This window comes from Gordonia sp. G4, assembly GCF_057770005.1.
Map to the genome: position 1 here is coordinate 2,829,521 of NZ_CM173442.1, position 19,168 is coordinate 2,848,688.

The window sequence follows — 19,168 nt, forward strand, 5'->3', positions numbered from 1 at the left end:
CCGATCAGGGGAACGAGATTCACCAGCTCAACGAGCGGAGTTCTCGACCGGCGGGATCGGCGACCGTCCATACTCGTCCAATGAGAACTCGCACGACAACGGTGGTCGTCCGCAGCGTGTACGGCACCGCGGCCGTCGAGTGGTTCCTGATCATCGCGATCGCGACGATCATCGTCACTCGGTTGTATCTGCACCTCACGGGGTATCCGCAGATCGGTGGCGGCACCCTGCACATCGCGCATGCGCTGTGGGGCGGGGCGCTGATGATGCTGGCGCTGATCACCGGATGGCTGTTCCTCGGGGCGACTCCGCGGATCGTCGCGATCGTCTTGGGCGGCATCGGTTTCGGCCTGTTCCTCGACGAGGTCGGCAAATTCGTCACCCGCGACAACGATTACTTCTACGGGCCGTCGGCGGAGATCATGTACGTGCTCGTGGTGATGATCCTGCTGATCAGCCGCGTCGTGCGAGATATGAAGCGGCCCACCGGCGCCGAGGCCCTCGCCAATGCGGCCGTGATCGCGGCCGACGGCGTCGCGCACGGACTTCCGGAGCGTCGTCGGCGCCAGGCCGAGGAATTTCTCGTGATCGCCGAGGACAAGGGGCTCGACACCGAGACGATCGGACACGTCCGAGCGCTCCTCGAGTCGAGCGAGGGCACCCCCGACCGGTTGATGCGGCTCCGCGACCGTGCGGTGGGACTGATCCCGGACTTCTTCCGGAGTCCCCGATGGATCCCGGTCGTCGGATGGGGGCTGGTCGTGGGGTCCGCCCTCACCATCGTCGTCGGCGTCCTGAGTTTCTACTTCACCGGCGACCGCAGCGAGGAACTCGACATCTACATCGAGCTCACCGGCAGTACCCCGGCCACGTGGATCCTGTTGATCAGCGGGGTAGTCACCCTGGCCCTGGCCCTCCCGGCGATGGTCGCGCGCCGACGCGGTGTCGAACCGACCGGGCCGCTGCGCGGGCTCCGGATCGCCGCGCTCGTGTTCATGCTGTCGAACGCACTCGTCGACTTCGCGCTCGAAGGGTTCGGTGCCCTGTTCAACCTCGCCCTCGGGCTGTTCGCCCTCAGTATCGTGAGCTACCACCTCGCGCGCGCCGCCACGTCGAATGACGGACATGATCAACTGAGGGTGTGACTCACCTCGATCGGACCGTGGCCGCCGCGCGTGTGGAAGGCTTCGACCGTCGCACCGCGGATGTCCCCGACGCCCGGGCCGCCTCGGTAGTGCTCGCGGTCGCGGAGAAGGACGGGCGCCAGGGGATCTGGCTGTGCAAACGCCCTCCGACGATGCGACGCCACGCCGCCCAGTTCGCACTCCCCGGCGGTCGGCTGGACCCCGGTGAGGACCACGTCACGGCCGGCCTGCGCGAACTCGACGAAGAACTCGGCATCCAGCTGCCGCCGAGTTCGGTGCTCGGGACGCTCGACGACTATCCGACACGTTCGGGATTCGTGATCACGCCGATCGTCTGCTGGGCCGAGGAGTATCAGGAACCGACGCCCAACCCCGACGAGGTGGCGCTGCTGTTCTTCGTCACGTTCGAGGAACTGCTCGTCGAACCGCGGTTCCTCACCATCCCGCAGTCGGACCTGCCGGTCATCCAGCTGCCGATCGTCGGGTCCCTCGTCCACGCGCCGACGGCCGCGGTGATCTACCAGTTCGCGGAGGTCGTCCTGCGGGATCGACAGACGCGGGTCGACGGCTTCGAGCAGCCGGTGTTCGCCTGGAAATGAGCGTGTGACGCACATCACTGCAGCGCGAGGGATGAAATCGGACCGTGGTCCGGTTAGTGTCTGGTGAAGCATGACAACCCCCTCTGGAAGGACCACGACATGACCTCCGCAACCACCGTCAAGGCACCCATCCCCGCCGGCACCTGGACCATCGACGCCGTGCACTCGGCGGTCAACTTCTCCGTCAAGCACCTCATGGTCAGCAAGGTCCGCGGAAGCTTCGACAACTTCTCCGGCACCATCACCGTCGACGAGAACGGCACCCCCTCCGTGCAGGCCGAGATCGACGTCACCTCGATCAACACCCGCAACGAGCAGCGCGACGGCCACATCAAGTCCGCCGACTTCTTCGACGCCGAGAAGTTCCCGACGGCCACCTTCGTGTCGACCGGCGTGCGCCAGAACGGCGACGACTACCTGCTCGACGGCGACTTCACCCTGAAGGGTGTCACCAAGCCCGTCACGCTCGAGCTCGAGTTCGAGGGCACCAACCCGGGCATGGGCCAGGGCACCGTTGCCGGCTTCGAGGCAAAGGTCGTCCTCAGCCGCAAGGAATTCGGTATCGACATCGAGATGCCGCTCGAGGGTGGCGGCGTCGTCGTCGGCGACAAGATCACCATCAACCTCGAGATCGAGGCCCTGCAGGCCTGATCCGCGCATGACCCCGGTCGGACTCACCGGAACCCCCGAGTCCGACCGGTCGATGGACCGGCACCGCGCCCACCCCGCGGCGGTGCCGGTCCATTTGTGGTTTCGGCCCCTTTTCCCTTCGGTAGGCTGCGGGGAACGCCGTCAGGCAGGAGAGGCCGATGGGACGACCACGCCGGACCCGTCGTGGTGCGCCGTGGACACGTCTGCGCCGACGCACTGCGGGTTTTCTGTGGGGCGTGTCCACGGTCCCGAGTCCGCGCGGATGGGCCCGAATCGGTCCGCCGATCCGCAGCAAGATCGCTCGCCACGCCACCGTCACCGCGATGACCGCCGTGATCGCCAGCAATGCGGTGATCGGCGTCGAGACCTTCCTGCTCGTCCAACTGGCCTTCAACGGCGGACAACTCACCTTCGACGAGACGCTGGGCGCGCCCAATTTCCCGGTGGTCGTGGGTGCGATCGTGGTCGGAATCCTCACCAATCTCATCTTGGGACTGTTCGCCGTCCGGCCGCAGCTCCGGTGGTTCATCAGCTGCGAGCCCGCCGATCACGCGCGGCGGCGCTCGGTCCAGCGGATACCGATCGTCCAAGTCGTGGTCACCGCGACGGCCTGGTCGGCGGCGGTGCTGTTCTACGTACTCATCGCCGACCAACTGACCACCGCGACCGTCGCCGGGGTGGCGGTGGCCTTCGCGCTCGCCGGGTCGTCGAGCGCCTGTCTCACCTATCTGTTCGCCGAGCGCGCCGCCCGTCCGCTGGCCGTCGTGGTGCTCGAGGACTTTCCCACCAATCACGTCATGAACGGCGTGCGCGTGCGGATGCTGGCGGTGTGGGCGGTGAGTTCGGCGGTGCCGATGGTCGGTCTGCTGACCGTCAACGCCGGCCGGTGGACCGGTCTGCTGCCCGATGTCCACGGTGCCGTCGACTGGACGACGGTGATCCTGACCCTGGTCGGTCTGGCGTCCGGAGCGCGCGTCATCGCGCTTGTCGGACAGGCGATCACCGACCCGCTGACCGAGATGCGCCGCGCGGTACACCGCGTCGACCACGGCGACTACCGAGCACGCGTCCCCGTCTACGACTCGTCGGAACTCGGTGTGCTGCAACACGGTTTCAACCAGATGGTCGAGGGCCTCGCCGAACGTGACCGCATGCGTGAGATATTCGCGCGACACGTCGGGGACACCGTGGCCGATCTCGCGATCTCCGACGGGGTCGGCATGCACGGAACCAACACCCGCGTCGGCGTCCTCTTCGTCGACATCGTCGGATCGACCGCGCTGGCGCAGCAACGCAGTCCCGATGACACCGCCGCCCTGCTCAATGCGTTCTTCAGCATCGTCGCGGACGTCGTCGATCAGCACTCCGGCTTCGTCAACAAGTTCGAGGGCGATGCCGCGCTCGCCGTCTTCGGTGCACCCGTCGACATCGACGACCCGGCCGGTGCCGCGCTGGGTGCTGCCCGCGACCTCGCCGACCGCCTTGCCAGCAGCCTCGACATCCGTTGGGGGATAGGCGTTTCCTACGGCGAGGCATTCGCCGGGAACATCGGTGCCGAACGGCGCTACGAATACACCGTCATCGGCGACCCGGTCAACGAGTGCGCTCGGTTGTCCGACATGGCCAAGACCGGACGCATTCCGGCCCTGGCGAGTGGTGCCGCCGTCGAATCGGCGGGCGAGGAAGCCGAGGACTGGAAGCTTCTCGGCACGCGGATCATGCGCGGCCGGTCGGAGCCCACCGCCTTCTACGCGCCGATCCAGCTCGTCGAGCGTCTCGGGTCGTCGACCAATCTGATCGCGGAATTGTTGCGGCCCGCCCGGCGGATCGTCGGGGCGAATCCGTTGCGGCTGATGACATTCTTCAGCGGATGACCCCGGTTCACGTTCACGGCGCCGGAGTCGACTCGTTGACGTCGTCCCCACCGGTCAATAGCGTGGGCCGCACGGACCCGGCGTCGGTGCCGGACGAGACAACGCATCCCAGGGGGTCGCGATGAGTGGTTGGACGACAGCAGACATTCCGGACCAGTCCGGCCGGACGTTCGTGGTGACCGGTGCCAACAGCGGACTCGGCTACCAGACGGCGAAGGCGCTCGTGCGCGCCGGCGCCGACGTCGTGCTCGCCTGTCGCAACACCGCGAAAGCCGACGCCGTGGCCTCGGAGCTGGGATCGAAGGCGACTGTCGCGAAACTCGACCTCGCCGATCTGGAGTCGGTGCGCACCTTCGCCGCCGGCGTCACCGGGGCCGATGTGCTCGTCAACAACGCCGGTCTCATGGCGGTGCCGCTTCGACGAACCGCGGACGGCTTCGAGATGCAGATCGGTACCAACCATCTCGGCCACTTCGCGCTGACCGCGCTACTGCTGCCGAAGATCTCCGATCGCGTGGTGACCGTGTCGTCGACCGTCCATCTGATCGGTCGCATCCAGCTCGACGACCTGAACTGGGAGCAGCGGCGCTACCGGCGTTGGCGCGCCTACGGCGACTCCAAGATGGCCAACCTCATGTTCGGCAAGGAGCTCGCTGCGCGACTCGACGCCGCCGGGTCGTCGAAGAAGTCGCTGGTGGCCCATCCCGGTTATGCCGCAACCGAATTGCAGGGCCGCAGCGAGAATTTCTCCGACTTCTTCGCGAAGCTCGGCAACAAGCTGCCCATCGCCCAACCGGCTGCCGACGGTGCGCTCCCGCAGTTGTACGCGGCCACGACGCCGGATGTGGTGTCCGGGACGTTCTTCGGGCCCAGCGAGTTCTTCGGCATGCGAGGCGCCCCGGGACGCAGCAGCTACCGCAAGGCCGCGGACGACGCGCAGTTCCGGGCAGCGCTGTGGGAGGAATCGGAGCGACTGACGGGTGAGAAGTTCGACGTCGCCGCCGCGGGCTAAGAGGCGTGACGACTCGAGCCGTCAGTATCGCACCCCTCTCGGACCGACCCAGATGGTCTGGTTGTTTCGTTTGGGAGTGACGACGACGGAGACTGCGTGGCTCGCCCTGGCCAGCACACCTGGACGAGAACTGGCGTTCTTTCCGCACCATACGCCGACAGAAACGCGGTTCGGCTTGTTGAGAAGAACCTTGGGATAAATCAGGTCATCGCCGACGTCCCAGTTTCGCAGCTCCCATGAGTAGACCTGTGTGGTCCCGGTGACGGAGCCGTTGATCGCCCGAACGCTGCCACCCGCTGGGCAGTTTCCCTGCCAGGTGGGGAACGAGATGTATACGTGGCCTGTCGCTGCGTGGGCTTCGCCAACGTTGCTCCACGTTCCCACTACGGCCGCTGCGGATAAGACGGATGCAGCAATCGCGCGTCGCACAACGGACTTCGTCATTAGTCAATCGCCTGTCGTAGATGGGGTATGCCGGCGCCTGCGCGCCGTCACCGACCCTAACGAGCCCGTTGCTGCGCCACCATCCCCCGGACGGACGAAGGAGGCGTGGGCGCGTCAACGCTCGTTCGCAGGACCGCCACGCACTCGGGCAGGCCGTTCCCACGAACAGACCAATACTGTTCGAGGTAGCGAATTTCGGGCGCACCGTTCTCTAGCATCAAGCCCATGCCTATCTCGAAACGAATCGCGCGCGTCCTGCTTGCCGGAGGGGTGTGCGCGGCCGGCGCGGCCTTGACCACGCTCACAGCACCGCCCGCATCGGCCGAGCCCACCGGCTGTGTCGCCGGGGCAGCCGTCGTCGTCGCCGCGTCGTATTGCAGCGGCGGCACGGGGGAGCACCGGGTGCAATCCGCTTGCCTCGACTCGACTCTCGTCGCGACATTCACGACCGCCAACGGTCCTTGGCGCGCCCCGGGGCAGTTGTCGGTCGTGACCATCGGCGCACCGACGAACGTAGGAGACTGCATACTTCCGATCCTCGCGATCACTGGCGTGCGGTGATCTTCGCGCGCATCCTGGCCGCCGGCGCCGTGTACGTCGGCGGCGCTGCGCTGGCGACGATGGCCGCGGCGCCGGCATCAGCCGAATCCACCGGTTGCGTGGCGGGGTCGCCGATTGTCGTCTCGGCGTCGTACTGCAGTGGTGGTACCGGGGAGCATCGGGTGGAGATGGGCTGCATCGTTCCGTCGCTCGCCGCCACGACATTCGGTGCCTACGGGCCCTGGAGAAGCCCGGGCCAACTGTCCGTCGTGACCATCGGGGCGCCCACGAGAGCGGGGGAGTGCATTCTCCCCATCCAGGTCTTCGTCGGGGTGCGCTGAGGCAGTTACTGGACGCTGAAAGCGATGCTGTTCGACGCGCCGGAGATGGTGTCGGTGACGCGGATGGTGAAGTCGCCCGCGCCCTTGAAGAAGTAGGACTTCACCGCGGTGCAGTCCTGGGTCTTGAACAGTGCGGCCTGCTTGGGGACCTTGGGTCCGGACAGGCGGACCTCCATGCGGCACTCGTTGCCGTCGACGATCGGGCCGGCGTCGATGATCGAGTTCCAGCGCACACCCAGTCGCGAGTTCTTCGGGAAGGTGTTCGGCACGACCGCCGGGGTCTTGTCAGGCGTGTAGACCCACACGTTGATCGACTTGATGCCGTTCGGTGCGCCGGGACGGCCGAGCTTGCCGTAGTGCGTCACCTTGTCGCCTCCCGACGAGCCGAGCGCGGAGCTGCCGGAGTCGAGGCTGCCGCTGGCGCTTCCGAACAGCGTGTCGAGCGGATTGGCGGACGCCGGCGCGACCGGCAGGGCCAGGGCGGCGGTGGCGAGCAGGGTGGCGGCGATACGGGTGCGCTTCATGGCTTCTCTCGGTCCTCGCGGTTTATAACGAAATGATTAAAGCACGAGGATAGGCGTGTGCGTAGGCAACTGCCCCTGTGGGTAGAGCCGGCCCAAGCCACCCTCCGCTGGTTGAGCCGGCACCGAGCGGAGCGAGGCGCCGAGTCGAAGCCACTTGGTGACCGAACCGGCTTAGATCACCACACCCCGGGCGGCCTCAATTGAATGCTGATCCGCGCGCCGACGCCGCGAACCTTGGGCACTGCGTGTTCCCAGGTGCGTTGACAACTTCCGCCCATCACGAGTAGATCGCCCGAGGAGAGGGTGAACTTCAGCGACCGCCCGCCACCGCGGGGTCTGAGCATCAGGGGCCGAGGGGCACCGAGCGAGATGATGGCAACCATGGTGTCGTGTGTGGATGCTCGACCGATGCGGTCGCCGTGCCACGCGACTGAGTCCTCGCCGTCTCGATAGAGGCTTATCCCGGCTGTCGCGAATCCCTCTGGTAGTTCATCCCGGTAGTGCTCGGTCAGGGCGGTGCGAGCCTCGGCGATGATCGGGTCGGGGAATCGCTGATCGGCCTGGTAGATCGAGACGAGCCGCGGTACCTCGACGACCCGTTCGTACATACGACGACGCTCGGCGCGCCAGGGGACGGACTCGCGGAGCCGGTCGAAGAGTACGTCGGCCCCGCCGATCCAACCGGGGCAAAGGTCAACCCATGCCCCCTCGGTCAGTGGACGACGCGAGAGCGAGGCCGACAGATCGCCGAGTATTGGCTCCGCAGACTGTTCCGAGAACAACGAGCCCTGAGTGCCGACAGACATGAACGCAGTCTACACCGTTTTCGTACGTGTGTTCGACTTGTCCCTATCCTGTGTCCGGCCGCGACAGTTCCGGAAGCAGGTCGAACTTCCCTTCGACGAGCGCGATGCGTTTCGCGCGAGACCATCCGTGAATCCGGCGTTCGGCTGCGTAGGCCTCGCCGAGGTGCGGGAACTCCTGCTGGTAGACAAGTCGAACCGGCCGACGAGGCCGCGTGTACCGCGATCCATTCCCGGTCTGATGCTGGTCGACGCGGTGCTCGACGTTGCGGGTGCTGCCGACGTAGAGAGTGCCGTCTGAGCATTCGAGGATGTAGAGGAATCCGGGCATGGGACGACTGTCGAGGATGGCGGCGCCGTCTCGATCCGCGTCTCCACAGCCGTTGGGCGTGGCGAGGCTGTCCACAGGGGTCGCTTCGGCTGAGTCTCGCGGATCGGTCACCATGTGGCTTCGACTCGGCGCCTCGCTTCGCTCGGTGCCGGCTCAACCAGCAGTGGGTGGCGGCGAGCTCAACCAGTGGGTGTCACCAGGTGGCTTCGACTCGGCGCCTCGCTGCGCTCGGTGCCGGCTCAACCAGCGGGGGGCTGGCTGCCGGCTCAACCAGCGGGGGGGCTGGCTGCCGGCTCAACCAGCGGAGGGGAACCGGCTCAACCAGCGCGTGAAGTGTCGGACACCGGCGTGATCGGGAGGCGGAGCGCGCCGGGTGCGTGCGCCGGAACGGTCGGGTGATGGGGTTCGACCGGCTCGACCGGCCGGTACGACGCGCCGAGTTCGGGTCGTGGGTCGGCCTCGCCGGCATTCGGCCACATCGCCAGCGCGCGTTCGGCCTGCGCGGTGATCGTCAGTGACGGGTTGACACCGAGGTTGGCCGAGACGGTCGCGCCGTCGACGACGTGCAGGCCCGGGTGGTTGAACACGCGGTGGTACGGATCCACCACACCGTCGTGCGCCGACCGCCCGATCGAACAGCCGCCCAGGAAGTGCGCGGTCATCGGGATGTTCAGCAGGTCGACGATGGAACCGCCCGCGTCGCCGTCGATCTCGCGCGCGACGGCGCGCACCGCGTCGTGCCCTTCCGGGATCCATGTCGGCGGCGGATCGCCCGCACCCTGCCTACTGCGCAGCATCGGGCCGAATCGGCCTCGGCGGGAGAACAGTTCGAGGGAGTTGTCGGCCGTCTGCATGACGAGCGCGATGATCGTACGCTCCGACCAGCGGTGAACGGAGAGGCCGCGGAGCGTGATCAGCGGATGGCGGACCATCTCGACGAGTGCCTGCAACGGGCGCGGCAGGCGTCCGTCGCCGTCGACGAGGATCGCCTGCAGCAGGCCGATCAGGTTGCTGCCCTTGCCATATCGCACCGGTTCGATGTGCGTGTGCGCATTGGGATGGAACGACGACGTGATCGCCACACCCTCGGTGTAGTCGGTCTCGAGGTCGCGGGCGGTGGCGGCCAGGACCGCCTCGGAGTTGGTGCGGACCACCTTGCCCAGGCGAGACGACAGCCCGGGCAGGTGGCCGCCCTGCTGCATGTTCAGCAGCAGCTTGTTGGTGCCGTAGGTGCCTGCGGCGAACACCACGTGATCGGCGGTGAACGTGCGGCGTCCGCGGCGTGACCAGCGACGGCCCGACCGGTGCGACTCCACGACGTAACCACCGCGCGAACGCGGCCGGACGGTGTCGACGGTCGTCATCGGGATGATCTCGGCGCAGGCCTGTTCGGCCAGGTAGAGATAGTTCTTGACGAGGGTGTTCTTCGCTCCCACCGGACATCCCGTCATGCATACACCGCAATCGGTGCACCCGGTGCGCGCGGGGCCGGCGCCGCCGAAGAACGGGTCGTCGACGGTCTTGCCCGCCTCGCCGAAGAACACGCCGACCGGGGTGTGGACGAAGGTGTCGCCGACACCCATCTCCTCGGCGACCTTGCGGATCACGCGGTCGGCGGGCGTCACCTTCGGATAGGTGGTCACGCCGAGCATCCGCGAGGCCTGGTCGTAGTACGGGTCTAGCTCGGACGCCCAGTCGGTGATCGACCCCCAGTGCGGGTCGTCGAAGAAGGCGGGGAGCGGCCGGTACAGGGTGTTCGCGTAGTTCAGCGATCCGCCGCCGACGCCGGCGCCGGCCATGACGAGGACGTCACGGAGCAGATGCATGCGCTGCACGCCGAAGAGGCCGAGCGCGGGCGCCCAGACGTAGTCCTTGAGGCGCCAGCTCGTCTTGGGCAGATCGCCATCGGCGAAGCGACGTCCGGACTCGATGACCGCGACGCGGTAGCCCTTCTCGGTGAGTCGCAGGGCCGCAACCGAACCGCCGAAACCGGAGCCGATGACGATCGCGTCGTAGTGGTCAGGGGTGGAACTCACGGTGCGACGGTCCTTTCGGTGTCGGTTTCGGTGGCGCTGTACACGGATGCGGCGGTGGGGATTGCATCGTCGAACCGGTGGTCGGCGGGGTCGAACGACGACATCATCCGACGGAAGTCGCTCGTGAACTTCGGCCACATCACCGAGTTGCGTCCGGTGGAGTCGAGGTACCAGCTCGAGCATCCGCCCGAATTCCACACCGTGCGTTCGAGTTCGGGATCGAGGTCGGAGTTGTAGCGATCCTGCGCGGCTTCGGTGACCTCGACGGCCGACCGGCCGCCGCGGGACAGTTCGGCGAGTGCCTTGCTCATGTAGTACGCCTGCGGTTCCAGCATCAGCACGATCGAGCTGTGGCCCAGGTTGGTGTTGGGGCCGTACAGGAAGAACAGGTTGGGGAAGCCGTGGATCTCGACCCCGCGGTAGGCGCGGGGCGAACCGGCCCACGCCTGGGCGAGGGTGCGGCCGTCGCGTCCGGTGATCGCCGACGCGATCGGCGGTTCGGTGGGGGTGAACCCGGTTGCGAACACGACTGTGTCGACCCCGTGTTCGCGGCCCTGGTCGTCGACGGCGCCACGCGCGGTGAGGCGGGTGATCGCGCCGGTCACGGTGGCGTTGTCGCGCTGGAGCGCGGGAAACCACTTGTTGGTCAACAGCATCCGCTTGCAGCCGATGGTGTAGTCGGGGGTGAGCCGACGACGTAGGGCGCGGTCGCGGACCTGGACGCGCAGCTGTGCCAGGGCGATGGTCTTCGCGATCGGGAGCAGCTTGGGATTGCGGGCCATCATGAGCACGTAGGCCTCGCGATAGGTCCACACCATCCTCCGGACGAGCCGGTGGACTCCGGGAACGCGACGATAGAGCGCGCGTTCGAGCGTGCCGATGTTGCGGTCCAGACGCGGCACCACCCAGGCGGGAGTGCGCTGGAAGACCGTCAGATGTCCTACCTCGTCGACGATCTCGGGCACGATCTGGATCGCCGACGCGCCGGTGCCGACGATCGCGACGCGGCGGCCGCGCAGGTCGTGGGAGTGGTCCCATTGCGCGGAGTGGAACATCGTGCCGGTGAACTCATCCGCTCCGGCGACGGCCGGCAGTCCCGGTTCGGACAGGGCGCCGGGTGCGGCCACCAGGTAGCGGCACCGGATCTCGCCGTCGGTCGTCGCCACGACCCACTCCTGTGCGCCGCCGTCCCACCGTGCCGACGTCAGGCCACAGTTGTAGCGGATCTGATCGGCGAAACCGGCTGCGACGGAACGCAGATAGCGGTGGATCTCGTGGCGTCGACCGTAGGTGTTGGACCAGTCCGGGTTCGGCGCGAAGGACAGGGAGTACAGCGACGTCGGGACATCGCACGCCGCTCCCGGGTAGTCGTTCTCCCGCCAGACGCCGCCTGCGCCGTCGGCGCGTTCGATGGCCAGGGCCTGCAGTTGCGGATGATCTGTGCGGAGCCTGTGCAGGGCCGCGAGTCCGCCGAACCCGACGCCGACGACGAGGACGTCGACGCGTCGGGGCAGGGTGTTCTCGTGCAGGGGAGTGGGACTGGTGTCAGTCATGGGTCAGCAGTTCCTTCCAGACGGGCAGGAGATCGTCGAGCAGGGCGCGGTCGGCGTCGGGGGAGCGCAAGATGCGCGACACGGCCAGACCACGTGCGAGTTCGATGGAGAGTTCGAGTTCGGCGGCGGTGTAGCGGTCACCGAACAATTCGGCAGACCCCACGGCGAGCGCGTCGGACACCTGCTGTTCGAGCGGGATGATCGCGGTCCGCAAGCCGACGTCGCACCGGGCGGCGACCCACAACTCGAGCGCGGCGTCGAACAGTGGCCCGCTGAACGCCTCGATGAGGATTTCCAGACCCTCGTCACCGGTGCGGGGCCGCGACAGGATCTCGGCCAGCCGGCGTTCGACGAGGTGTCCGACGGCGGCGACCACGAGCGATTCCCGGGTGGGGAAGTGGTGCAGCAGGGCCCCGCGGGAGACGCCGGCCCGCCGGTTCACCTCCTGCGTGGTGGTGGCCGCGTAACCGACGTCGACGAGGGCGTCGACGGTCGCGTCGAGGATCAGCGCACGCGTTGTCGCGGTGCGCTCGGCCTGGGTGCGTCGACGCGGGGTTCGGGTGGGCTCGGTCACATCGGCGACGATAGCACAAACAGTCCGGACTGCTTGTAAGTTTCCGCGAGACCAGGGCGCCCACGAGCCCGCGTAAGTTGGACGCCATGCGATTCGGACTCTTCATTCCCCAGGGCTGGCGTCTCGATCTCGTGGGTGTGGAACCCGCGGACCAGTGGGGGGTGATGTCGTCGGTTGCCGACCGCGCCGAGTCGGGCGGCTGGGACTCGGTGTGGGTCTACGACCATTTCCACACCGTGCCGCTGCCGACCGACGAGGCCACCCACGAGGCATGGACCCTGGTGGCGGCGCTCGCCGCCACCACCAGTCGGGTCGAGATCGGGCAGATGTGCACCGCGATGAGTTATCGCAACCCGATGTACCTGGCCAAGGTCGCGGCCACCGCCGACCTGATCTCCGGCGGTCGCGTGCAGATGGGCATCGGCGGCGGGTGGTACGAACACGAGTGGCGGGCATACGGTTACGGATTCCCGTCGGCGGGTGAGCGCCTGGCGCGACTCGACGAGGGCGTGCAGATCATGAAGCAGGCCTGGGAGACCGGGCGGGCGACCCTCGACGGCAAGCACTACACCGTCGACGACGCCATCTGTGCCCCGCAGCCCACGGCCGGACGGTTGCCGCTGTGGATCGCCGGCGGCGGGGAGAAGAAGACCCTGCGGATCGCGGCGAAGTACGCCGACTACACCAACTTCGACGGCACGCCGGAAGGGTTCACGCACAAATCGGAAGTGCTGAAACAGCACTGTGCCGATCTCGGACGCGACTTCGAGTCGATCACCCGGTCGGCCAACTACAACGTCATGCTCGGTGAGACCGAGGCCGACGTGGAGCGCAAACTCGCCGACCTCGAAGCCCGGCCGAGCAAGACCGTCGGACCCGACGCCGCCGCCGGCAGTCTCGGAGCATTCCGGGGTATGCCCGCGGTCGGTACACCGGACCAGGTCGCGGAGAACCTGCGGGGCCTCGCCGACGCCGGTATGGCATACGGGATCTGCTACTTCCCGAACATCGCCGTCGACCGCGAGGATCTCGAACTGTTCGAGGAGCGGGTCATCCCGGCGTTGCGCTGAGCGTCTCGCACCTCAGGCGGCAGTCAGAGTCGGCGTAGCCGCTCGGCGGCCTCCGCGATCACGTCGTCGCGTTTGGCGAAGGCGAATCGGAGCAGATGGTGCCAGGGCTCGCGGTCGTCGGTGAACACACTCACCGGCACCGCGGCGACGCCGATGCGTTCGGGTAGCGACCGGCAGAAATCGATGCGGTCGTCGACGCCGAGCGGCCGTGGGTCGGCGCAGACGAAATACGTTGCCTCGCTCCGGTGTATCGCGAAACCCGCATCGGTCAGGGCGGTCGAGATCAGGTCGCGCTTGGCCTGCAGCGCCAGGGCGGACTCGCGTACCCAACCCATTTCGTGGTCCAGGGCGTGCGCCACCGCGGGCTGGAACGGTCCGGAGCCGACGTAGGACATGTACTGCTTGGCCGTTCGTGCCGCGGCGACGAGCTCGGGCGGTCCGCTCACCCAGCCGACCTTCCAGCCGGTGCAGTTGAAGGTCTTCGCGGCGCTGGAGATCCGCAGCGTGCGTTCCCGCATCCCCGGGAGCGTCGCCAGCGGGGTGTGGGTCCGCCCGTCGAAGACGAGGTGTTCGTAGACCTCGTCGGTGACGGCAACCACGTCGTGTTCGACGCACAGCCGGGCGATCTCGGCGAGATCGTCGGGCGACAGGACGGTGCCCGTCGGGTTGTGCGGGCTGTTCACCAGCACCATCGACGTCTTCGGTCCGAAGGCCGCGGCGAGACGATCGCGATCCAGGCGGAAACCGTCGCCGTCGGGGACCAGCGGTACGACGCGCCGCACACCCCCGGCCATCGCGACTGTGGCGGCGTAGGCGTCGTAGTACGGCTCGATCATGATGACCTCGTCGCCCGGTTCCACCAGCCCGACGACGGCGCCCGCGATCGCCTCGGTCGCCCCGACGGTGATCAGCACCTCGCGGTCCGGGTCGTAGTCCAGGCCGTACAGGTCGTGTTGCTGCCGCGCGACGGCGTCACGCAACTCCGGCACCCCGATCCCCGGCGGATACTGGTTGCGCCCGTCGGTGATGGCCTTCCGTGCGGCGTCGAGCATCGACGCCGGCCCGTCGGTGTCCGGGAAGCCCTGTCCGAGGTTCACGGCGTCGTGCTCGACCGCCAGCGCCGACATCTCGGCGAAGATCGTCGTGGCGAACGGACGCAGGCGGCGGGTTGTCCTGTCCTCGAATGACATGGATCCCACAGTGGCACAGGTGCACTCTGCGAGGACACCGGACCTGTCCCGAACTGCGGGTTCGACGGGGTCGCGGTGGGTGCTGCCGGAGTGACAGACTGACCCCAGTCGCCGACGGATGAGGAGGAGCGATGCCGCGCAATCCCGGCGAGCACTTCGCCGGCTACACCATCATCCGACTCGTCGGCCGCGGCGGGATGGGCGAGATCTATCTCGCGAGACACCCGCATCTGCCGCGTAACGAGGCGCTCAAAGTCCTGCCCGCCGATCTCAGCCGTGACCCGATGTACCGGCAGCGCTTCGTCAAAGAAGCCGAGCACGCCTCGAGTGTCGTGCACCCGGCGATCGTGACGATCTTCAACTCCGGCGAGTACGACGGCCACCTGTGGATCGCGATGGAGTACATCGACGGCATCGATGCACTCAAGTTGCTCCGGCAGAACCCTCAGGGGCTCGACACCCCGACGGTGATCGCCATCGTGCGTGCCGTCGGCGCGGCGCTGGACCGCGCGCACGCAACCGGACTCCTGCACCGCGACGTCAAGCCGGCCAACATCCTGCTCCAGGGCGTGGGTGGCCCGGAGCCGCGAGTGTTGCTCGCGGACTTCGGGATCGCCAAATCCGAACAGGACGTCAGTCACCTCACCTCGACCAACGTCTTCCTCGGCACCGTCGCCTACGCGGCCCCCGAGCAGCTGCTCGGCGATCCGGTGGACCCGCGGGCGGACCAGTACGCCCTCGCCGCCACCGTCTTCGAACTGCTGACCGGCCGGCCGCCATTCCAGGGTGCGAGCACCGCGTCGATCATCGCCCATCACCTGCAGTCGATGCCGCCGCGCCCGTCGACCCTGCGCCCGGGCATCTCGGGCAGCGTCGACGCGGTGTTCGGTCGCGCGCTCGCGAAGGAGCCCGACCGCCGCTACGGGTCCTGCCGCGAGTTCGCCGCGGACCTCGAACGCGCGCTCACGGCACCGCAGCTGTCCAAGGAGCCGACGGTGCGTGCACCGGCGCGCGTGCCACCGCCGGTACCGGTTCCGGGACCGCCGGCGAGCCATCCACCTGGACCGCAACCGTATTCGAACCATCTCCCGCCGCCCGGTACGTATCCCGGCGGGTATCCCTCGCAGGCCGGCTTCGCGCCGCCCCCGCCGAAGAAGCGGTCCGGGCTGCTGATCGCCCTGGGCTCGGTCGCGGCGATCCTCGTCCTCGCGATCGCCGCCGGGGTCGTGTACGTCGCGACGCAGGTGTCGAGCGCGCCGTCCGCGGGCGGCACCTCGACGTCGCGATCCACCACGGCCGCCGGGCCGGAGACCACCACCTCCGCTGCGGGCACCTCGGCGCCCCGCACGCCCGACACCTCGACCTCGGCGGTCAACGGGCCAGGGGACGTGCAGGTCGGCGAATGCATCGGCATCGCCACCGATTCCGGGTCGGCGACGAGTGTGAACGCCTCGAAGGTCGACTGCGATTCAGCCGGTCTCAACTTCTACACCGCGTCGAAGATCGCCTCGTCGACGTCATGCGCGAGCCCGCAGAATTCGACGCTCACCTTCCCGGACAGCACCGACAAGCTCTGTCTCACACCGAATTTCTACGAGGACCTCTGTTATCTGGTGCCGCTCTCGGGTGGTTCCCTCGCCGACTATCGGGAAGCCCCGTGCGCGAGCGCCGCGACGGCGCAGACGGTCCTCGCCCGTGTCACCACGCGCTCGGACGCCTCGGTGACCTGCTCCGGCGACGAGACCAAATGGGTCTTCTACGAGCCGGAGTCGATCGGGTACTGCCTCGTCGAGACGTGAGGAGCGGGGGGCTCAGTCCGCGGACGTCGTGTCACCGATCGTCGGGCCGAGGAGGTCGTCGGCGTCGGTGATGCGGTAGGCGTAACCCTGCTCGGCGAGGAACCGCTGGCGGTGGGCCGCGTAGTCGGCGTCGAGGGTGTCGCGGGAGACCACGGAGTAGAAGTGCGCCTGTCCGCCATCGCGTTTCGGACGCAGCAGCCGGCCGAGGCGCTGTGCCTCTTCCTGACGTGAGCCGAAGGTCCCCGACACCTGCACCGCGACCGACGCCTCGGGGAGGTCGATGGAGAAGTTCGCCACCTTCGACACCACGAGGGTCTGCAACTCGCCGGAACGGAACCGGTCGAACAGCACCTCGCGTTCCTTGTTCTTGGTCGAACCCTGGATCACCGGAGAGTCGAGCTCGCGACCGAGCTCTTCCAACTGATCGATGTAGGCACCGATGATCAGGGTCTGCTGGCCCTGGTGCTTGTCGAGGATCGCCTTGACCACGTTGACCTTGGTGTGGGCCGTCGAGCAGAGCTTGTACTTCTCCTCGGGCTCGGCGACCGCGTACTGCAGACGCTCCTCGTCGGTCAGGGTCACGCGCACCTCGACGCAGTCGGCCGGGGCGATCCAGCCCTGCGCCTCGATGTCCTTCCACGGTGCGTCGTAGCGCTTGGGACCGATGAGGCTGAAGACGTCGCCCTCACGGCCGTCCTCGCGGACCAGGGTCGCGGTGAGACCGAGTCGACGGCGCGACTGCAGGTCGGCCGTCATCCGGAAGACGGGAGCGGGGAGCAGGTGGACCTCGTCGTAGATGATCAGGCCCCAGTCGCGCGAATCGAACAGGTCGAGATTGCGGTACTCGCCCTTCGACTTCCGCGTCATCACCTGATACGTCGCGATCGTGACCGGTCGGATTTCCTTGCGCTCGCCCGAGTACTCGCCGATCTCTTCCTCGGTGAGCGTCGTCCGCGCGATCAGTTCGCGTTTCCACTGCCGCCCGGCGACCGTGTTGGTCACCAGGATCAGCGTCGTCGCGCCGGCCTTGGCCATCGCCGCGGCGCCGACCATCGTCTTGCCCGCCCCGCAGGGGAGAACCACCACGCCGGAGCCGCCGGCCCAGAACGAGTCGGCAGCCATCTCCTGGTAATCGCGCAGTTGCCAGTCGTCCTGGGCGAGCTCGATGGCGTGCGCCTCGCCGTCGACGTACCCGGCCAGGTCCTCGGCGGGCCACCCCACCTTCAGCAGCACCTGCTTGAGGCGACCACGCTCCGACGGATGCACGATGACGGTGTCGTCGTCGATGCGCGCGCCCAGCATCGGTGCCACCTTCTTGTTGCGCATCACCTCGATCAGGACAGCCTGGTCGAAGCTGACGAGGGTGAGGCCGTGCGCCGGGTGCTTCACCAGCTGGAGCCGGCCGAACCGCCCCATGGTGTCCACGACGTCCATCAGCAGCGGCTGGGGCACCGCGTAGCGCGAGTACGTCACGAGGGCGTCGACGACCTGTTCGGCGTCGTGACCTGCGGCGCGGGCGTTCCACAGCGCGAGCGGGGTGACCCGGTAGGTGTGGACGTGCTCGGGGGCACGTTCGAGTTCGGCAAAGGGTGCGATCGCCGCGCGGGCCGCCGCGGCGTCGGGGTGATCCACCTCGAGCAGCAGCGTCTTGTCGGATTGCACGATCAGGGGTCCGTCGGTCACCCGGTCCATTGTCCAGAAAGCACCGACGGTTGTCAGCGACGGGGCACGATGTGGGTCAGAACACGGGGATTCCGAGCTTGCGTCGAATCCGCAGGTCCACCAGGTTGAGCCGGAAGATCCCGCGCAGCACGGGCGCCACCAGGGGGTCCACGAGACGGAATCCGGCGAGCGCCCGCTGGTACCGGCGCTCGTCGCGTTCGGTCCACCGCCACCGCATCATCTCGCGGAACTCCGGCGGGAGACCGGCCTTGATCGCGTAGGCGAGCGACGATCCGAGCGTGATGTGAGCGAGCGTGCCGAGCGGGCCCACGCGGTACTCCAGGAACGACAGGTCGGCGAGGCTGCGCAGCTCGTCCCGGACCGGGTCGTCGATCCGCAGCGAGGCCAGTTCGGCGTTCCAGTAGACGAGGAGGTCGTCGTAGGTCGCCGGCCATCTCTCGCGGGGCACGTTGAGTGCGGTGCCCAGCGGGTGCGCCTGGGTGAGCACCATCTCCTTCTCCTCGGCACTCAAGGGGCCGTAGAGCAGTTCGTACTGGTCGATGAAGTATTTGAGCAGGCACACCGCGACCCACAGCTGCAGACGCGAGTCGTTCCCGCTGTAGCGCACGGGACTCGTCGCGGTCGAGTACACCTGGTCGTGGACGCGACCGACGGCGTCGTGGATGTAGGCCTTGTCGTCGTCGGTGCCCATCAGTGCGACGGCGAGGAACGTCCCGGTGGTCCGCCCGCGTTTGATGGGCCGCTTGATCGCGTTGCCCGACGGCACCCGGCTCTCGTGGACGCCGTAACCGACCTTCGGGTTGGCCAGCTGCATGATCACGTTGGCGCCGGCGAGCGATGGCCCGATGGCGGTGACCAGATCGGCCGGTCGCGTCACCCGGGGACGCTTGCGCGAGGGTTTCATCCGGGTGACGAGGTCGTGCTGATAGGTGTCGGCGACAGAGCCGTCGAGATGGTCACCTGCGGGGAGGTCGCGTGCCGCGGTCATACCCGAGCTTA

General features: G+C 67.7%; 18 protein-coding genes. 9 read left to right on the plus strand and 9 right to left on the minus strand.

Annotation, left to right across the window (positions count from 1 at the left end; translation table 11 throughout):
- The first annotated feature begins 101 nt into the window (after window positions 1–101).
- The 7 genes from AC3B5T_RS12630 (at window position 102) to AC3B5T_RS12660 (ending at window position 6,606) form a co-directional block, all read left to right on the plus strand.
- Entirely contained in the window at window positions 102–1,145 is a 1,044-nt protein-coding gene (locus AC3B5T_RS12630; protein ID WP_488358769.1) for a hypothetical protein, read from the plus strand.
- On the plus strand, window positions 1,142–1,744 hold the full coding sequence (locus AC3B5T_RS12635) for an NUDIX hydrolase (protein WP_488357403.1): 603 nt from the start codon (window positions 1,142–1,144) through the stop codon (window positions 1,742–1,744). Before AC3B5T_RS12630 ends, AC3B5T_RS12635 begins: the two co-directional genes overlap by 4 nt.
- A 99-nt stretch (window positions 1,745–1,843) precedes the next feature.
- Complete coding sequence (locus AC3B5T_RS12640; RefSeq protein WP_010844148.1) at window positions 1,844–2,395, plus strand: YceI family protein; 552 nt, start codon at window positions 1,844–1,846, stop codon at window positions 2,393–2,395.
- 158 nt (window positions 2,396–2,553) lie between these two features.
- Complete coding sequence (locus AC3B5T_RS12645) at window positions 2,554–4,269, plus strand: adenylate/guanylate cyclase domain-containing protein (protein WP_488357406.1); 1,716 nt, start codon at window positions 2,554–2,556, stop codon at window positions 4,267–4,269.
- Window positions 4,270–4,390: 121 nt separating this feature from the next.
- Window positions 4,391–5,281: an oxidoreductase gene (locus AC3B5T_RS12650; protein WP_488357409.1), complete on the plus strand. Its 891-nt coding sequence runs from the start codon at window positions 4,391–4,393 to the stop codon at window positions 5,279–5,281.
- A 669-nt stretch (window positions 5,282–5,950) separates the two neighbouring features.
- Window positions 5,951–6,286: a hypothetical protein gene (locus AC3B5T_RS12655; RefSeq protein WP_035718051.1), complete on the plus strand. Its 336-nt coding sequence runs from the start codon at window positions 5,951–5,953 to the stop codon at window positions 6,284–6,286.
- A complete protein-coding gene (locus AC3B5T_RS12660; protein ID WP_010844152.1) occupies window positions 6,283–6,606 on the plus strand; it encodes a hypothetical protein in 324 nt (107 codons plus the stop codon). Before AC3B5T_RS12655 ends, AC3B5T_RS12660 begins: the two co-directional genes overlap by 4 nt.
- A gap of 5 nt (window positions 6,607–6,611) precedes the next feature.
- Here AC3B5T_RS12660 and AC3B5T_RS12665 read toward each other — a convergent pair whose 3' ends face one another.
- The 6 genes from AC3B5T_RS12665 to AC3B5T_RS12690 all read right to left on the minus strand — a co-directional run bounded on the left by AC3B5T_RS12665 (window position 6,612) and on the right by AC3B5T_RS12690 (window position 12,427).
- Complete coding sequence (locus AC3B5T_RS12665; protein ID WP_488357411.1) at window positions 6,612–7,130, minus strand: hypothetical protein; 519 nt, start codon at window positions 7,128–7,130, stop codon at window positions 6,612–6,614.
- A 176-nt stretch (window positions 7,131–7,306) separates the two neighbouring features.
- Window positions 7,307–7,936, minus strand: coding sequence for an alpha-ketoglutarate-dependent dioxygenase AlkB (locus AC3B5T_RS12670; RefSeq protein ID WP_010844154.1), 630 nt, complete (start codon window positions 7,934–7,936; stop codon window positions 7,307–7,309).
- Window positions 7,937–7,979: 43 nt separating this feature from the next.
- Entirely contained in the window at window positions 7,980–8,264 is a 285-nt protein-coding gene (locus tag AC3B5T_RS12675; protein WP_488357413.1) for a GIY-YIG nuclease family protein, read from the minus strand.
- Window positions 8,265–8,581: 317 nt separating this feature from the next.
- Window positions 8,582–10,300, minus strand: a complete 1,719-nt coding sequence (locus AC3B5T_RS12680) for a GMC family oxidoreductase N-terminal domain-containing protein (protein WP_488357415.1) — start codon at window positions 10,298–10,300, stop codon at window positions 8,582–8,584.
- Complete coding sequence (locus tag AC3B5T_RS12685) at window positions 10,297–11,853, minus strand: flavin-containing monooxygenase (RefSeq protein WP_488357418.1); 1,557 nt, start codon at window positions 11,851–11,853, stop codon at window positions 10,297–10,299. Before AC3B5T_RS12685 ends, AC3B5T_RS12680 begins: the two co-directional genes overlap by 4 nt.
- The gene (locus tag AC3B5T_RS12690) at window positions 11,846–12,427 is read right to left on the minus strand and encodes a TetR/AcrR family transcriptional regulator (protein ID WP_014925706.1); all 582 of its coding nucleotides are present in this window, start codon (window positions 12,425–12,427) and stop codon (window positions 11,846–11,848) included. The genes AC3B5T_RS12685 and AC3B5T_RS12690 overlap by 8 nt, the downstream gene beginning before the upstream one ends.
- An 86-nt stretch (window positions 12,428–12,513) precedes the next feature.
- On the opposite strand from AC3B5T_RS12690, the gene AC3B5T_RS12695 reads away from it, so the two are divergent.
- The gene (locus AC3B5T_RS12695; protein ID WP_488357420.1) at window positions 12,514–13,497 is read left to right on the plus strand and encodes an LLM class F420-dependent oxidoreductase; all 984 of its coding nucleotides are present in this window, start codon (window positions 12,514–12,516) and stop codon (window positions 13,495–13,497) included.
- Between the two features lie 23 nt (window positions 13,498–13,520).
- Here AC3B5T_RS12695 and AC3B5T_RS12700 read toward each other — a convergent pair whose 3' ends face one another.
- The gene (locus tag AC3B5T_RS12700) at window positions 13,521–14,687 is read right to left on the minus strand and encodes a pyridoxal phosphate-dependent aminotransferase (RefSeq protein WP_488357423.1); all 1,167 of its coding nucleotides are present in this window, start codon (window positions 14,685–14,687) and stop codon (window positions 13,521–13,523) included.
- 131 nt (window positions 14,688–14,818) lie between these two features.
- Between AC3B5T_RS12700 and AC3B5T_RS12705 the strand changes: the two genes are divergently transcribed.
- A complete protein-coding gene (locus tag AC3B5T_RS12705; protein ID WP_488357425.1) occupies window positions 14,819–16,486 on the plus strand; it encodes a serine/threonine-protein kinase in 1,668 nt (555 codons plus the stop codon).
- 12 nt (window positions 16,487–16,498) lie between these two features.
- On the opposite strand, the gene AC3B5T_RS12710 is transcribed toward AC3B5T_RS12705, so the two are convergent.
- Together AC3B5T_RS12710 and AC3B5T_RS12715 are read right to left on the minus strand one after the other, a co-directional pair.
- On the minus strand, window positions 16,499–18,169 hold the full coding sequence (locus AC3B5T_RS12710; protein WP_014925716.1) for a DNA repair helicase XPB: 1,671 nt from the start codon (window positions 18,167–18,169) through the stop codon (window positions 16,499–16,501).
- 55 nt (window positions 18,170–18,224) lie between these two features.
- The gene (locus AC3B5T_RS12715; RefSeq protein ID WP_010844163.1) at window positions 18,225–19,157 is read right to left on the minus strand and encodes an oxygenase MpaB family protein; all 933 of its coding nucleotides are present in this window, start codon (window positions 19,155–19,157) and stop codon (window positions 18,225–18,227) included.
- Window positions 19,158–19,168: the final 11 nt, after the last annotated feature.

Bases quoted from the DNA above. Each gene is read 5' to 3' on its own strand.
- AC3B5T_RS12665 (WP_488357411.1), bottom strand. From the start codon at position 7,130: ATGAAGCGCACCCGTATCGCCGCCACCCTGCTCGCCACCGCCGCCCTG.
- AC3B5T_RS12640 (WP_010844148.1), top strand. From the start codon at position 1,844: ATGACCTCCGCAACCACCGTCAAGGCACCCATCCCCGCCGGCACCTGG.
- AC3B5T_RS12685 (WP_488357418.1), bottom strand. From the start codon at position 11,853: ATGACTGACACCAGTCCCACTCCCCTGCACGAGAACACCCTGCCCCGA.
- AC3B5T_RS12715 (WP_010844163.1), bottom strand. From the start codon at position 19,157: ATGACCGCGGCACGCGACCTCCCCGCAGGTGACCATCTCGACGGCTCT.
- AC3B5T_RS12650 (WP_488357409.1), top strand. From the start codon at position 4,391: ATGAGTGGTTGGACGACAGCAGACATTCCGGACCAGTCCGGCCGGACG.
- AC3B5T_RS12700 (WP_488357423.1), bottom strand. From the start codon at position 14,687: ATGTCATTCGAGGACAGGACAACCCGCCGCCTGCGTCCGTTCGCCACG.
- AC3B5T_RS12695 (WP_488357420.1), top strand. From the start codon at position 12,514: ATGCGATTCGGACTCTTCATTCCCCAGGGCTGGCGTCTCGATCTCGTG.
- AC3B5T_RS12670 (WP_010844154.1), bottom strand. From the start codon at position 7,936: ATGTCTGTCGGCACTCAGGGCTCGTTGTTCTCGGAACAGTCTGCGGAG.
- AC3B5T_RS12655 (WP_035718051.1), top strand. From the start codon at position 5,951: ATGCCTATCTCGAAACGAATCGCGCGCGTCCTGCTTGCCGGAGGGGTG.
- AC3B5T_RS12705 (WP_488357425.1), top strand. From the start codon at position 14,819: ATGCCGCGCAATCCCGGCGAGCACTTCGCCGGCTACACCATCATCCGA.
- AC3B5T_RS12645 (WP_488357406.1), top strand. From the start codon at position 2,554: ATGGGACGACCACGCCGGACCCGTCGTGGTGCGCCGTGGACACGTCTG.
- AC3B5T_RS12675 (WP_488357413.1), bottom strand. From the start codon at position 8,264: ATGCCCGGATTCCTCTACATCCTCGAATGCTCAGACGGCACTCTCTAC.